This window comes from Paraburkholderia jirisanensis (assembly GCF_054782355.1).
Window position 1 is genome coordinate 1,140,909 of sequence record NZ_BAAGSQ010000033.1, and the last position, 14,574, is coordinate 1,155,482.

Here is a 14,574-nt window from a genome sequence, read left to right on the forward strand (position 1 = left end):
ACGGCATGAAGCTCTGGTCACGGTTCCCGCCCGGCTTGCTTTCCGGCTTGTCTCACGTAGCCGCGGTCGTGTGTCTGTGCGGCGCCGCATCCCTGTCCACCGCTCATGCGGAGCAGAACTTCAGTACACCGCAAGCCGCAATGGACGCCTTCGGCGATGCCGTCATCAACAACCAGGAAGGCGCGTTGCAATCGATCTTCGGGCGCGACTTTCGCCAGCTGATTCCGCCAGTCGATGCGCAAGTGCGCAGTCGCTTCATTGACGAATGGGGGATATCGCACACGGTTCACACGGTTGACGCGACCCACGCCCGGATAGCGGTCGGCGACGACGGCTGGACACTGCCGATACCGCTAGTGAAAAGCGCACATGGTTGGCACTTCGATACGCACGCCGGCGTCGAGGAAATGCGGGTGCGCCGGATCGGGCGCAATGAACTCGCGGTGATCCAGGCGATGCTCGCGGTCTACGATGCGCAGCGCGAATATGCGTCGACCGATCACAACGGCGACGGGTTGCTAGCCTATGCATCGAAGCTATCGAGCTCGCCCGGCAAACAGGACGGCCTCTACTGGCCGACGCAGGCAGACGAACCGCCGAGTCCGCTAGGCGCGGCGTTTATCAAGGCGGGTACCCGCAAGACCGCAGACGCCGGCTATCACGGCTACCACTACAAACTGCTCACGTCGCAGGGCTCGCACGCGCCGGGTGGTGCCTATGACTATATGACGCACGGCCGTTTGTTCGGTGGCTTTGCGGTGATCGCGTGGCCGGTGCGATACGACGACACCGGCATCAAGACCTTTATGGTGAGCCATGCGGGCCAGGTCTATGAGCGAGACCTGGGCCCAGATGGCGCAGCCATTGCAAGCGCGATGAAGTCGTTCGATCCCGGACCGGGATGGACGAAAGTCGCGCCTTGATGCGAACCGTATGCAGCAGTGGAGCGTCCGCCATTCCCAGACCTGACCGGATAGCGCGTCAGGCCGGTGCGTAAAACTGCATCCCGCGCTCACGCATGCTGACCCGCGTGCCCGCCGCACGCCCGACGATTGCCACGATATCCGGTAGCGCGCCGATCACGGCGTCCTTTCCCGTGTTGCGCGCGAATTCGATCGCTGCCTGAACCTTCGGCCCCATCGATCCAGATGCAAAACCCAGCTTCTCGAGTTCATCCGGATGCGCGCAGGAAATCGCCTTCTGCGTCGGCGTGCCCCACTCGACATAAGCGGCGTTGACGTCGGTGACGATCACCAGCAGATCGGCTTCGAGCTCCTGCGCGAGCAACGCGGAGCACAGGTCCTTGTCGATCACGGCCTCCACGCCGCGCAACTGGCGGTTCTCCGCATAGCATGTTGGAATGCCACCGCCCCCGGCGCAGATCACAATCGTTCCCTTTTCGAGCAGCCATTTGACCGGCCGGATTTCGAAGATCCGCTGCGGCCGCGGGCTCGCTACCACGCGACGATACTTGTCGCCGTCCGGCGCAATGCTCCAGCCTTTTTCGCTGGCCAGACGCTGCGCTTCGTCCTTTGTATAAACCGGTCCGATCGGCTTGGTCGGATGCTTGAACGCGGGGTCGGCGGGATCGACTTCGACCTGCGTCAGCAGCGTGGCGAACGGTACCTCGAACGGCAGCAGGTTGCCCAGTTCCTGTTCGATCATATAGCCGATCATGCCCTCGGTCTGCGCGCCGAGCACATCCAGCGGATACGGCGAGACTTCCTTGTAAGCCGCGCTTTGCAACGCCAGCAAACCGACTTGCGGACCATTGCCGTGCGCAATCACCAGTTCGTTACCCGTCGCGATTTTCGCAATCTGCGCGGCGGCGACCTTGACGTTCTCGCGCTGCTGGCTTTCCGTCATGGGCTGGCCGCGCTGCAATAGCGCGTTACCGCCCAAAGCAATGACAAGGCGCACGATAGAACCCTCCCAAAGATAGCGCGGCCGCTGGTGTTAAAGCGCCGCGCGGCCTGCGCCGACGCGCGAGCCGGAGCGCACGCAATACACGATCAGAGGTCGCCCAAGGTCGACACAAGAATCGCCTTGATCGTATGCATCCGGTTTTCCGCCTGCTCGAACGCGATGTTGTAATCGGACTCGAATACCTCTTCCGTCACTTCGATGCCGTTCGCCAGATGCGGATAACGCTCGGCGATCTGCTTGCCGACCTTCGTGTCGCTGTTGTGAAACGCAGGCAGACAGTGCATGAACTTCGTGCGCGGGTTGCCGGTCGACTCGATCAACGCCAGGTTCACCTGGTACGGCAGCAATTCCTTGATGCGTTCGTCCCAGACTTCGACCGGTTCGCCCATCGAGACCCAGACATCGGTGTGGATGAAGTCCACCTGCTTGACCGCTTCTTTGGGATCTTCGGTCAGCATGATGCGTGCGCCGCTAGTGCTGGCGAATTCCCGGCATGCGGCGACATGCTCTTCGCTCGGCCAGAGCAGTTTCGGCGCTGCGATGCGCACGTCCATGCCGAGTTTCGCGCCGATCAGCAGCAGCGAATTGCCCATGTTGTTGCGCGCGTCGCCGAGGTAAGCGTAACTGATGTCGTGCAGCGGCTTGTCAGCGTGTTCACGCATCGTCAATACGTCGGCCAGCATTTGCGTCGGGTGGTATTCATCGGTCAGCCCGTTGAAAACCGGCACCCCCGCATAGTTCGCCAGTTCTTCGACGATCTCCTGGCTAAAACCCCGATACTCAATCGCATCGTACATGCGGCCGAGCACGCGAGCGGTGTCCTTCATGCTTTCCTTGTGGCCGATCTGGGACGACGCCGGGTCGATATAGGTGACATTCGCACCCTGGTCGTGCGCCGCGACTTCGAAAGCGCAACGGGTGCGCGTGGAGGTCTTCTCGAAGATCAGCGCGATCTCCTTGCGCGACAGGTGCTGCTGTTCCGTGCCCGCGTACTTCGCCCGCTTGAGGTCGCGCGACAGATCGAGTAGATAGCGCAAATCGCGCGTGCTGTGATGCATCAGGCTGAGAAGGCTACGATTTCGCAGATTGAAGGCCATGAGTGTCTCCGTTCTCGAATCGCCGCGTGAGAATGTCTTGCGCGCGGCACAAACCGGTCAGTAATCGACTACGTCACGCAAAATCGGGCAGGTCATGCAATGGCCGCCGCCGCGGCCGCGCCCCAGCTCGCTGGCCGTGATCGTGATCACTTCGATACCGGCCTTGCGCAACTGGGTGTTGGTGAACGTGTTGCGGTCGTAACCGACCACGACACCCGGTTCGATGCAGACCATATTGTTGCCGTCGTCCCATTGCTCCCGCTCCGCGGCAAACGTGTTTCCGCCCGTTTCGACGACGCGCAACTCCTTGAGACCCAACGCGTCGCCCACCGCCTGCACAAAAGGCTTGTCCTGCCGCTCGACGCTCATGCCGTAAACGTTCCTGTCGTCTGGCCTGAGCGAGAAGGTGACGATCTGCCCGACCACTTCCGGGAAAATCGTGACGAGATCACGGTCGCAGAAGCTGAAGACCGTATCGAGATGCATCGCCGCGCGTGACTTCGGCAACCCGGCGACCAGCACCTGCTGCGCGGCGCCTTTCGCAAACAGTGCACGCGCGAGCTGGCCGACCGCTTGGCGCGACGTGCGTTCGCCCATGCCGATCAGCACGATGCCTTTGCCGATCGGCATCACGTCGCCGCCTTCGAGCGTGGATGCGCCGTGGTCCCGATCGGGGTCGCCCCACCAGATTTCGAATTCCGCGTGGGTGAAGCTGGGGTGGAACTTGTAGATCGCCGTGGCGAGCAGCGTCTCTTGCCGCCGGGCCGGCCAATACATCGGGTTCAGCGTCACGCCACCGTAAATCCAGCAGGTTGTGTCGCGTGTAAACACCATGTTCGGTAGCGGTGCGACGAGAAAACTTGAGTAGCCCACGTATTCGCGAAACAGCTTGAGAAGCGGTACATCGCTGGCAGGAAGGTCTTCGATCGACACACCACCGATCAAAAACTCCGCCAGCCTGCGTGACTCGAGTGCATTTGCCCACGCGCGCACTTCGTTGCTAAGACCTACCCCGACGCTATCGTCATTGATCCTGCGGTCCAGCACCCACTCGCGGGCCTCGGGGCTCTCCAGCGTCTGCGTAAGAAGGTTATGCACGTCGAGCACCTCGACGCCGCGCTCGCGCATCTTGTTCACGAAGTCGAAATGGTCGCGCTTCGCCTGGCTCACCCAGATGACGTCGTCGTATAGCAGTTCGTCGCAGGTGCTCGGCGTCAGGCGCTGATGCGCGAGTCCCGGCGACGACACCATGACCTTGCGCAGCTTGCCTACCTCGGAATGGACTCCGAGCCTGGTGACCTCGGTACTCATGGTGTTCTCCCATATCGGAATCAGAGCGTCAGGAACCCCTGATAAAGCCCGACAGCTGCTGCGACCGCAGCGATCACGACGACGGCGAATATCACTTTCTCAATGGACGTAAAAACCTGTTTTTTCGCTTCCCGCCTGGCCTTGGCGAAAAGTATCGCGCCGGGCGCGTAGAGCAGTGCCGACAGCAGCAGATACTTGACACCCCCCGCGTAGAGCAGCCAGAGCGCGTAGAGCACCGCGATCGCCGCCACGACCAGATCCGCACGGCGCACCTGTGTGCGTGCCTGTTCATAGCTCTCGCCACGTATTGCCAGCAGCAGCGCATACGACACCGACCAGAAATACGGCACGAGAATCATCGATGTTGCGAGATAGATCAGCGATAGATAGGTGCTTTTTGAAAAGAGCGTGATGACGAGGAAGATCTGCACCATCGCGTTGGTCAGCCAAAGCGCATTGGCTGGCACGTTATTCGCATTTTCCTTGCGAAGAAACGCGGGCATGGTACGGTCCTTCGCTGCGGAAAAGAGAATCTCCGCGCATAGCAGAACCCACGAAAGCAACGCACCGGCCAGCGAAATCACAAGGCCCACGCTGATCAGCACGGCGCCCCAGTGTCCGACGACATGTTCGAGCACGCCGGCCATCGAGGGGTTCTGAAGCGCGGCGAGTTGCGGCTGCGTCATGATGCCGAGTGACAGCACATTGACCAGCACCAGCACGAGGAGCACCGTCACAAAGCCGATGACGGTTGCCTTACCCACGTCGCTGCGTCTTTCCGCGCGTGCCGAAAAGATGCTGGCGCCTTCGATGCCGACAAACACCCACACCGTGACCAGCATCATGTTACGAACCTGGTTCATCACGTCGCCGATCTTTGGGTTACTTTTCCCCCAGACGTCCGCCGTAAAAATATCCAGCTTGAAGGCGAAAAAGCAGATGACGATGAACAGGACAAGCGGCACGATCTTGGCAACGGTCGTGATCTGATTCACGAATGCGGCTTCCTTGATACCGCGCAGCACTAGCGCGTGCACGCACCAGAGCAGCACAGACGCGCAGGCGATCGCAAGCGGCGTGTTGCCCTCGCCGAAGACAGGAAAGAAATATCCTAGTGTGCTGAACAGCAGGACGAAGTATCCGACGTTTCCGAGCCACGCGCTGATCCAGTAGCCCCACGCGGACGAGAAGCCCATGTAGTTGCCGAACCCGGCCCGGGCATACGCGTAGACGCCACCGTCGAGATCGGGTTTGCGAATGGCCAGAGACTGAAAAACAAAAGCAAGCATCAGCATGCCGATGCCAGTAACAACCCAGCCTATCAGCACGGCCCCGACATCCGCGCTAGCCGCCATGTTTTGCGGCAAAGAGAATATTCCGCCACCAACCATGGAACCGATGACAAGCGCCGTCAGCGCGCCGAGCCTGAGCCGGTGGGTTGCAGGTTCCGCGTGACTGATTCCTGTTGCGTCATTCATATCTTCCCCTTGCATCAGGCGAGCTCCGGTTTGGCACCGGGCACCGGCCTTTAAGCTGCGTTCGGGCGAGAACAGGATTGATGAAGCGAGCGATTCAGTCTGTTAGATCCTTGAACAAGGTGCGTACACTATGGAAGTGCTTCACGGCCCGCATTGTCGTTTTTAATTCTATTTTAAAAAACTCTTTATATATATCAAAAATCAACATCGAGTAATTTACATTTTCATCCTGGTAGATTAAGTACAATTGTTCAAGGTTCGATATAAAAAATGAGCGCGTGGCGTGGAAGAGATCGCGACTTCTATATTCGAATGCTTAGTTATCCGTGACGGTCTCCGGCATGTTTATCCAGATTCTTTGCCAGGCCAATCTATCCTGTATGCGTGAAAAATCGGAGGGATAGGACCATGGTCTAATAGATTTCTGTCACGTCAAGGAACACTCTTCATGGGAGGATCGATTGTAGCCATAGTCCGAGTGCCGTCGCCAGGAGCGCTGCATCACAAACGCGGCCGAGCTCAACCATTCCCTGCTGCCCCCTATTCCAGATCAATATGGAAACGATGAAGTCGTCTGACGCGGCATCGTTCTGAAGTCGCTGCCATGGTCGAGTTAGATGAGAAGGCTCCGTGTCAGATGTCTATCGCGAATGCGCGGTTGATGCGGTCGAAATACGCGAACGGAGGATGACAATGAAAAGGCGATACTTTCTGGTGAATGCCGTTGCGGCGGCTGTTGCGGGCCTGTCGCTGGCCAGTTGCAGCACTTCTTCGGGAGGATCCGATAGTGCGACTTCGAATGCCGCAAAGCGTCAATCGATCGACGCGAGCGTAGATGGCACGATGTTGCGCCTGCTTTCTTCGGTAAAGGGTTCGCAGGAGCTGATATCGAAGGCGCAAGGCGTCCTCGTGTTCCCTTCGGTGTACCAGGCCGGCTTCATCGTTGGCGGACAGTACGGAGAAGGCGCATTGCGAGTCGGTACCGGAACCGTGGGCTACTACAGCACCGCGTCGGGATCGTTCGGGCTCACCGCCGGAGTGCAGTCGAAGGCACTCATCTTTCTGTTCATGACACAGGATGCGCTCAATCAGTTCCGCAATTCCAAGGGCTGGTCGGTGGCAGGGGACGCCTCTGTCGCACTTGTGAAGGTCGGCGCAAACGGAGCGATCGACACGACCACCGCAACAGCACCGGTCGAGGTAATCGTACTGACCAATGCAGGCTTGATGGCCGATGTGTCGTTGGCTGGCACGAAGGTAACCGCGCTCAACATCTGAGCAGCGATGCAAAGGTTTGCAAACGCGAAAACTAAAATATCCGCGGGCTTTAGCAACGATTATCCGCTTGCGCTTTAGTCGTGCGCATTGGCGTTTATACGTTCGTCCGACACCATGTTGTTGGCGGTGGCAGCAGAGCCTATTGAGGTTACGGTTCCTTTGTCAGCAAACTCAGGGCTTAGCGGCGCAAGCGCGGCCCTGCCTTCACTAGAGTGGGAAATGGAGACCGGCGCAATCGCTGCCGACGGAGTCGGCGATACCGCAGCGTTGACAAGAACGCCGGTCGAAGTGAGGAAGATCACCAATGACACTACGAAGCCCATGGAGTATGTCTCCCCGGTGCTGTGGTCGGTGCCGGCGAACGGGCCAGCATTCGCTTTCTGACTTCTACATCCTAGACTACAACGCGGCATCCGGTTCGGAATCGGACGCCTTCACCGATCGGAGAGACCACACACTTCTGCGCATCGCGCGAACGCACATGTTTGGCAAAATCGAAAAAGAGATGAAGAGAACCGCTATCGCGCAGCCACAACGCTAATTCTCGGCCTGCGCATCGATCCGCCCTGCCCGGATTGCCCGAACGAACGCCCGATAGTCGCTGCGATTCTGCGAGCTGTATTCGGTGGCGAATTCGCAGATCGCGTCGTCGAAGGTCTGCCCGGAACCCATGTAGCCCGCAATCATCGCGGCATCGCCCGAGCGCGCATGCGCGCGGCACAGCGCGTGTGCACACATGCGCGCGTATTGCCGCAGGATCGGCGTGTCCCAATCCTCGATGATCGCAGACAACTTCATATCGCGAAGCTGCCGCACGTAGAAATCGCGACCGTTTATGCCGCGAGTCCATCCAAGGAACAGATCGCTGGCCGCCTGCATCGCGCGCTGTCCCGCAATGACGCGCTGGCCATGATTACCATGCACGCTCTTTCCGACGTACGGCTCGAGCACCGAGGTTCGCGCTTCCTTTACCTGCAGAAATAGCGGGTCGTTGTCCGCTGCCATGAACAGGCATACCGAGCACATCGTCCCCACGCTGCCTACGCCGACGACCTTAACCGCCATATCGACGAAGTGAAAACGGTCGAACAGAATCCGGATATGCTCGGGCAGGCTGTCCCGATACGATGCGATCGCCGCCGCATATCCCGATTCGAGGCCGGGCGCCTGCTCGGCGGTCGGATGGAAGATCAGCGGGGGCTCGTCCTTGATCCTCGGCGTCACCCCATCCTGCGAAACCAGCTTCGGATACAAGTGGTCAGGCACCGACTTCTGTCGCTCCATCTCGATCCGTTCCGCAATGCGCTTGCGTACTGCAGATACGATGGCGGGGTCGCCGGCCCGGTCTTGATACTTCTGCAGATCGATTCTGTCGTACCAGACATCCAGCGCTCGCATCGCGCTGTAGTTGTGCATTCGTTCGCGATATTCGCGTACCAGGTCGATGACCACGCGGGCAGCGTCGCTGTCGGAGAGTTGCAGGTGTTGTGCAGCGATCACCACGCTTGCGGCAAGCCGCTTGAGATCCCATTCAAACGGCGCGGGCAGCGTTTCATCGAGATCGTTGATATCGAAGATCACGTTGCGCTCAGGTGTGGCGAAGCCGCCGAAATTCATCAGGTGGGCATCGCCGCACGCCTGCACGCGAATTCCGCTGGTCGGGGTCGCAGCGAGATCGGCGGCCATCAACGCGGCGGAGCCGCGGTAGAACGCAAACGGCGACGCGGACATCCGGCCGAAGCGGATCGGCACGAGCTCCGGTATCCGGCCCTCGTTGGATTCGCTCAGAAGCTCGATAGGGTCGCGGCGATGGCGGCCCGGCCTCCATCCCGCATGCGATACGCGCGGCACTGCATCGCGCAGCGCCCGCCCCTGGGCTGCGCGCTCATCGACGGTCAGCCAGGCAGTCTTTGCCTGAGGTGCAGCGCTGATACGCCGGCCACGAACGGTCTTGTTCACGTGCATTTCCCCTGGTTAGGTGGATCCTCGCGACCCGCGCCTGCTAACCCGCGCGCCTGGTACCGGTGTCGCGCAGGAACTCATCGATCACGTCGTCCGCTGCGGTGCGACGGCTCAAGTGGCCGACATGCTCTTCGAGTCCTTCGGCGCGCAGCAAGTCTCGTGCGTCCGCGTGCGCGGCAATGATCCGCAGCCGTATGCCGGCTGCCGATAGCGCGGATACCAACATCGACAGCATGCGCGCGCCGGCCAGATCAACTACAGGCGAGGCGGACAGGTCGCATATCAGCAGCTTGACGGGGGCGGCGCACGTGCGGATTTTCGACCATATGGTCGCGCGCACATGCTCGGCGTTGAAGTAAAGCAGCGATGCTTCGACGCGGAATATCAGTACGCCCGGCGTCACCTCGTTGTCGGGGTGGCGTTCGATATCCGAGTAGCGGGACGTACCTGGAATACGGCCGAGAATGGCTATGTGCGGGTGCGCAGCGTGCCGGATCAGCAATAACACCGAGACCACCACTGCCACGATCACGCCTTTGAGAATACCGAGCAGCAGAACCGCGGCCAATGCCACCATCGACACGGCGAACTCGTAGCGACTGACCCGCCACACGTGACGCAGCTCGCGGATGTCGATCAAGCCCTTGACCGCCACCAGCACGATCGCGGCAAGCACCACGTTGGGCAGGTTTGTCAGCAGGCTGGTCAGGAACATCAGGCACAGCGCAATCGTGACCGAAGCGAACACCAGCGCGAGCGGCGTTTTTGCACCGGCTTTGTCATTGACCGAGGACTGCGACAGGCCGCCCGCGACCGGGTATCCCTGAAAGAGGCCTGCGGCCAGATTGGCCGCACCAAGCCCCAGTAGCTCCTGACGAGGGTCGATTTCATAGCCGTTCGCCCGCGCAATCGCACGTGCAGCGGAAACGCTTTCGACATAGGACAACAGCAGACACGCGAACGCCAGCGGAATCACGCCGTCCACGTCGCGTACCCGAAGCGCGGGCAGATTGAATTCGGGCAGGCCGCTCGGCAACGCGCCGACAACCTTGAAACCTAGCGCACCCAATGGCGTAACCGACAGGAGGACGATCGACGCCACGACGACCAACAACGCGACCGGGCGCCCCGGCAGAAATTTTTCCCCTGACAGCAGCAGGATCAAGGTCCCCACGCCGAACGCGAGCACGGCCCAGTTGGTTTCGGGAAGTTGGCCAGCGAGCACGGCAATGCGCTCGAAGAATTGTTCGCCGCCCCCCTTCACGCCGAACAGCTTGGGCAATTGCGTCAGTGCGATCGTAAGTGCAGCGCCTGCCTTGAAGCCAAGCAGGATGGTCTCGCTGATGAAGTTGACCAGCGAACTGAGCCGCAGAATCCATGCGAATACGCACATTACCGCGATCAGAATCGCAGTGAGCGCGGCAATGGCGGCGAACCGTGTGGGGTCGCCTCCCGCCATGCCGGCAATCGTCACGCCGACGAGCATCGAGATCGCCGACGTGGGGCCGATTGCGAGTTGACGCGAAGATCCGAATAGCGCATAGGCGAGGCCGCCCACCAGATAGCAGTAGATGCCGTATTGCGGCGGCAGGCCCGCGAGCGTCGCATAGGCGAGCGACACCGGTATGCCGTAGGCCGCGAGGGTAACCCCGGCGATCGCGTCGCGCGCCAGCCAACGAGGCCGATAGGTGGGAAGCCACTGCGCGGGTGGAAATACTGCGCGCCAGCCGGTAACCGGAGCCATGCTCGATACTTCGCCGGCAAGGCGAGATTCTTCGATCATCGAGCGCCTCCTTTCCTTCAGCTGATTCAGCACGGAATCGGGGCAAACGTAGCATCCAGTGATGGGCGCTTTCACGCCACCAACGGTGCTACCTATCCAGTGTAGGCCGCGGACCGGCAATGAACACGGATTTTGGGTACCCGAACGCGATCTACCCAATACGCCTATGTGCGCGAATTCCGTTGTCCAGGCCGGCTTGACCTCGCAATGTACATCGACTTCTAAACGGATGCGTCGGATACTTCGGATTGCGATTCGTCGATGCGCCGCCAAATCCGCCGTTGACATGTGCGTTAAGCTCAACCTCCCAGCGCGATGATGGCTATCGTCAGCAGCACGCCAAAGACCATCATCGCAACCCCTGCCTTCCATGGCCCCCAGCCGGCATAACGGCCGAGAGCCAGCCCACAGCCAAACAGCATCACCAGCGTAAGAACACGTGACACCAGCAACGCAGTCGGTACATCGCGGAAGATGATGAACGGCAGCGCCACCGGAAACGTCGACAGCACGATGATGATGAAAATGCAGAGTGCCCCAAGGAAATCGCGTTGCACGAAGCGCGGGCGATCCGGTAGGCCTGCCATCGAAGCGATCCTGAGCCGGATGGGCTCCAGGTTGTCATCCGCCACCAGCGGGCGCATGAAGCTCGGCAACGCGTCGTGTAGCACGCGGCGCCCGGCGTCGGCGTCGGGCGCACTCCGGATGGCGAGCGCGAGCATCAGCCGCCTGCCGCGGTTGGTCAACGTGCGGACCAGAAACATCAGCGCGTCGGCGAGTCCCCAGGCGAGATTGCAGCCAAGCGCGGTATAGAGCATTTTCTGCCCGGCATTCGCACCGGCCGTAGCCGCCGACACCGTGCCGACGAAAGTCAGCGCCATGAACAGACCAAAGCACAGCTCCGAGACCCGGTCGACGGTATCGAGAACCGGCTCGTGCGCGTCGACATCGCGTTCATCGGTAAGTGCGTTCACGAGAATGTCTCCGGTCGTTGGGCAACTGGCGCAGCAGTCAATCAACGCTTATCGGCTTTGCTGCGTGTCGGCGCCCGTGTTGTCGAGATAGTCATCGACAGCGCTATCCACGGTGGGATGAAATCGTTCGCTACCGATCAACGGCATCAGTTCGAAACGCATCAGCTTGTCGCGGACCGGATCCTTCAATTCAGCGAAATGCAGCGCGATGCCGCGCTCGCGCAGCAGTCGAACCAGTTCGCGCAGCATGTCGGCAGAGGTCACATCCACACTGGTGACCGGTTCGGCGGCCACGACAACCCTGCGCACCGGCGTGGGCGACGCATCGATGGCCTGAAACATGCGCTCCTGGAAAAACTCCGCGTTGGCAAAGAACAATGGCGCATCCCACCGGAAAAGCAGCAGCCCGGGAATGCGCACGGCCTGTGGGTAGCGTGTGATGTCATGGTAGCCGCGCACCCCCTCCACTCTGCCAAGCACCGCATGGTGAGGCCTCCAGCCATCCCATAGAAATTCGATGATCGCGAATACGATGGCGAGGCAGATGCCGGGAATCGCACCGAAAACCGCGACGCCCGCAAAGCACAACATCGAGAGCCAGAATTCCCACTGCTGGATGCGATAGATCCGCTTGAGGTCGGCAATTTCGAACAGGCCGATGGCCGCCGCAATCACCACGGCTGCCAGCGCGCTGTTGGGCAGGTAGCGCAGCAGATTCGGTGCCGCTAACAGCAGCGCAGCGACGGCCAATGCGCCGACGACGCCCGTCAATTGCGTCTTGGCGCCGGCGGCTTCCGCCACCGGCGTACGCGACGAACTGCTGCTGATCGGAAAGCCTTGAAAAAACCCCGCCGCCAGGTTGGCGACGCCCAGGCCGACCATCTCCTGATTGGGGTCGACGCGGCTATGAAACCGTGCTGCGAAGGTTCGCGACAGCACGCTCGTATCCGCGAAAGCGATCAGCGCAACGGCGCAGCCGCCAAGGACGATCTTCAGCAGATCCGCTCCGCTCGCCCAGGGCATCGCAAAAGAGGGCAAGCCCTGCGGAATCTTGCCGAGCACTTTGACGCCGAGGCTATCGAGATTGAATGCGCTGACGCACAGCGTCGCCACTACAACGGCAATCAGAATGCCTGGAATTTTTTCGAAGCGCTTAAGGACGAGTATCAGCACAAGGCTTCCCGCTCCCACGGCAAAGCTGTACCAGTTAGTCTTGCCGGCCCAGATAGCGTCAGCGAGGCTCGCCAGATCTCGTATCGGACCCGCTTCGTCGATGGAAATGGCGAACAGTTTCGGCAACTGGCTGATCAGAACGGCGGCCGCAATGCCGTTCATATAGCCGTATCGAATCGGCTTCGACAGCAGTTCGGTGATGAAGCCCAGACGCAGCAGCCCCATCAGGATGCAGAACGCGCCGGAAACCACCGCCATCATGCTGGCAATCGCAATGGAGCGAGACGGATCGCCTGCCGCAACTGCGATGACCACGGCCAGGATCGGCGCCGCCAGAGCCGAGTCGGGGCCCAGCACGAGAATCCGGCTGGGCCCGAACACCGCATACGCGAGCAACGGAACGATGGTCGCGTAGAGCCCGTAGACACCGGGCACGCCTGAGGCCTCGGCATAGGCGATGCCGACCGGCACCAGCATGGTGGTCAGGACCAGCCCGGCGGCGATGTCTTTCGGTAGCCAGCTGGGCTGATACGCCCGCAACATCACGACGCCCGGCAACCACCGCAACCACCGTTGAGCGGGCTTTACCTCGGGCCCGTCGTCGGGGATCGACGTGTCAGGTCGCATGGCCAGTCACTTCGGCGTGCACGCGCCGAACATGATGTAAGCATGATCGCTGTTTACAACCGACGAGGTCATCTCGCCGGTCGCGGTGTCAATCACGAGCGTCCATGCATAGCCAAGCTCCATACCCTGCATCAGCAACTGAGTCGGACTCTTGTCGAACGAAACGATGGGCGTCGAGCGAGACGTTCCCTCAATGGTCTTCTTCGCGAAGTCGATTCGCATAAACTGCGGCAAGCCGATGTCGGCCGGCAGCGAGCGATCGCAGATCACACCGGGATCGCACGAGTGCGCATCGACGCTCGCGCAGATCAACGACGTCTTGCCGTCGAAATCCGCTGCGAGAAGCGGTGGCATGCCGGCAATAGCGCACAGTATTGCTGCGATTACTTTCTTCACGGTCGTCATCTTCCGTCGCCTCGACACTAGTTGATCGTGTAGCCTCGCCCTGACATGCACGCCGACATGGCACGGTTATACGTAGCCATTTGTTGCGAACTGTCTTGCGCGACGTATTGCTGCTGCTCCTGAGCCGCTCTTGCATTACGGCGCTGCCGTATGCCACCGCCGACCGTTCCCGTTACCGCACCGATCGCCGCTCCCTTGCCTGCATCGCCCGCGATCGCACCGATCGCCGCACCCATCGCAGCGCCGCCCGCCGCGCCACGTACACGCTCGCCTTGCGGCCCCGGTGGTGGCGGTTGGCTGGCGGAGCGTTGCGCGAGTGCCGCAGGATCGACACCTGTGGTTTGGCGGGCCCACGCTTCGCACTGACCCGTATCGCTCGCCTGTTGCTGCGCGCTTTGACCTTTTGCCGGATAGATGATCGGTTGCTGACTGTACGCGTCGCCCGCTAGCAGGGCGATTGCCAAAGCCGAGCCAATTCGCACTATTCGTGTCATGGATCGTGCCTTAAGAGGTTTGCGCTGAATTGAGCACGCCGCCCGTTCGAAGCGTGGATGTGATGG

General features: G+C 60.6%; 13 protein-coding genes. 2 read left to right on the top strand and 11 right to left on the bottom strand.

Annotation, left to right across the window (positions count from 1 at the left end):
- Window positions 1–5: 5 nt before the first annotated feature.
- The gene (locus ACYVNQ_RS37120; RefSeq protein WP_460910695.1) at window positions 6–923 is read left to right on the top strand and encodes a DUF2950 domain-containing protein; all 918 of its coding nucleotides are present in this window, start codon (window positions 6–8) and stop codon (window positions 921–923) included.
- A 58-nt stretch (window positions 924–981) separates the two neighbouring features.
- Here the strand turns inward: ACYVNQ_RS37120 and arcC are convergent, their stop codons facing one another.
- The 4 genes from arcC to arcD all read right to left on the bottom strand — a co-directional run bounded on the left by arcC (window position 982) and on the right by arcD (window position 5,812).
- A complete protein-coding gene (gene arcC / locus ACYVNQ_RS37125; RefSeq protein WP_460911266.1) occupies window positions 982–1,923 on the bottom strand; it encodes a carbamate kinase in 942 nt (313 codons plus the stop codon).
- Window positions 1,924–2,012: 89 nt separating this feature from the next.
- A complete protein-coding gene (locus ACYVNQ_RS37130; protein WP_460910698.1) occupies window positions 2,013–3,023 on the bottom strand; it encodes an ornithine carbamoyltransferase in 1,011 nt (336 codons plus the stop codon).
- A gap of 57 nt (window positions 3,024–3,080) precedes the next feature.
- Complete coding sequence (gene arcA, locus ACYVNQ_RS37135; RefSeq protein WP_460910701.1) at window positions 3,081–4,334, bottom strand: arginine deiminase; 1,254 nt, start codon at window positions 4,332–4,334, stop codon at window positions 3,081–3,083.
- Between the two features lie 20 nt (window positions 4,335–4,354).
- Entirely contained in the window at window positions 4,355–5,812 is a 1,458-nt protein-coding gene (arcD, locus tag ACYVNQ_RS37140; RefSeq protein WP_460911268.1) for an arginine-ornithine antiporter, read from the bottom strand.
- Window positions 5,813–6,505: 693 nt separating this feature from the next.
- On the opposite strand from arcD, the gene ACYVNQ_RS37145 reads away from it, so the two are divergent.
- Complete coding sequence (locus ACYVNQ_RS37145; RefSeq protein WP_460910703.1) at window positions 6,506–7,090, top strand: BPSL1445 family SYLF domain-containing lipoprotein; 585 nt, start codon at window positions 6,506–6,508, stop codon at window positions 7,088–7,090.
- 74 nt (window positions 7,091–7,164) lie between these two features.
- On the opposite strand, the gene ACYVNQ_RS37150 is transcribed toward ACYVNQ_RS37145, so the two are convergent.
- The 7 genes from ACYVNQ_RS37150 to ACYVNQ_RS37180 form a co-directional block, all read right to left on the bottom strand.
- Entirely contained in the window at window positions 7,165–7,413 is a 249-nt protein-coding gene (locus tag ACYVNQ_RS37150; RefSeq protein ID WP_460910706.1) for a hypothetical protein, read from the bottom strand.
- Window positions 7,414–7,627: 214 nt separating this feature from the next.
- Complete coding sequence (locus ACYVNQ_RS37155; protein ID WP_460910709.1) at window positions 7,628–9,049, bottom strand: DUF2252 domain-containing protein; 1,422 nt, start codon at window positions 9,047–9,049, stop codon at window positions 7,628–7,630.
- Between the two features lie 43 nt (window positions 9,050–9,092).
- A complete protein-coding gene (locus tag ACYVNQ_RS37160) occupies window positions 9,093–10,835 on the bottom strand; it encodes a SulP family inorganic anion transporter (RefSeq protein WP_460910712.1) in 1,743 nt (580 codons plus the stop codon).
- A gap of 299 nt (window positions 10,836–11,134) precedes the next feature.
- Window positions 11,135–11,809 (bottom strand): VIT1/CCC1 transporter family protein, encoded by a 675-nt coding sequence (locus ACYVNQ_RS37165; protein ID WP_460910714.1) that lies wholly within the window; start codon window positions 11,807–11,809, stop codon window positions 11,135–11,137.
- Window positions 11,810–11,857: 48 nt separating this feature from the next.
- Entirely contained in the window at window positions 11,858–13,609 is a 1,752-nt protein-coding gene (locus ACYVNQ_RS37170) for a SulP family inorganic anion transporter (RefSeq protein WP_460910717.1), read from the bottom strand.
- A 6-nt stretch (window positions 13,610–13,615) separates the two neighbouring features.
- Complete coding sequence (locus ACYVNQ_RS37175; protein ID WP_460910720.1) at window positions 13,616–14,005, bottom strand: hypothetical protein; 390 nt, start codon at window positions 14,003–14,005, stop codon at window positions 13,616–13,618.
- A gap of 26 nt (window positions 14,006–14,031) precedes the next feature.
- Entirely contained in the window at window positions 14,032–14,508 is a 477-nt protein-coding gene (locus ACYVNQ_RS37180; RefSeq protein WP_460910723.1) for a YMGG-like glycine zipper-containing protein, read from the bottom strand.
- Window positions 14,509–14,574 lie beyond the last annotated feature (66 nt).

What these genes read in the sequence shown, in the direction of transcription:
- ACYVNQ_RS37130 (WP_460910698.1), bottom strand. Translation starts at nt 3,023, where the DNA reads ATGGCCTTCAATCTGCGAAATCGTAGCCTTCTCAGCCTGATGCATCAC.
- ACYVNQ_RS37145 (WP_460910703.1), top strand. Translation starts at nt 6,506, where the DNA reads ATGAAAAGGCGATACTTTCTGGTGAATGCCGTTGCGGCGGCTGTTGCG.
- arcA (WP_460910701.1), bottom strand. Translation starts at nt 4,334, where the DNA reads ATGAGTACCGAGGTCACCAGGCTCGGAGTCCATTCCGAGGTAGGCAAG.
- ACYVNQ_RS37120 (WP_460910695.1), top strand. Translation starts at nt 6, where the DNA reads ATGAAGCTCTGGTCACGGTTCCCGCCCGGCTTGCTTTCCGGCTTGTCT.
- ACYVNQ_RS37170 (WP_460910717.1), bottom strand. Translation starts at nt 13,609, where the DNA reads ATGCGACCTGACACGTCGATCCCCGACGACGGGCCCGAGGTAAAGCCC.
- ACYVNQ_RS37150 (WP_460910706.1), bottom strand. Translation starts at nt 7,413, where the DNA reads ATGGGCTTCGTAGTGTCATTGGTGATCTTCCTCACTTCGACCGGCGTT.
- ACYVNQ_RS37160 (WP_460910712.1), bottom strand. Translation starts at nt 10,835, where the DNA reads ATGATCGAAGAATCTCGCCTTGCCGGCGAAGTATCGAGCATGGCTCCG.
- arcD (WP_460911268.1), bottom strand. Translation starts at nt 5,812, where the DNA reads ATGAATGACGCAACAGGAATCAGTCACGCGGAACCTGCAACCCACCGG.
- ACYVNQ_RS37180 (WP_460910723.1), bottom strand. Translation starts at nt 14,508, where the DNA reads ATGACACGAATAGTGCGAATTGGCTCGGCTTTGGCAATCGCCCTGCTA.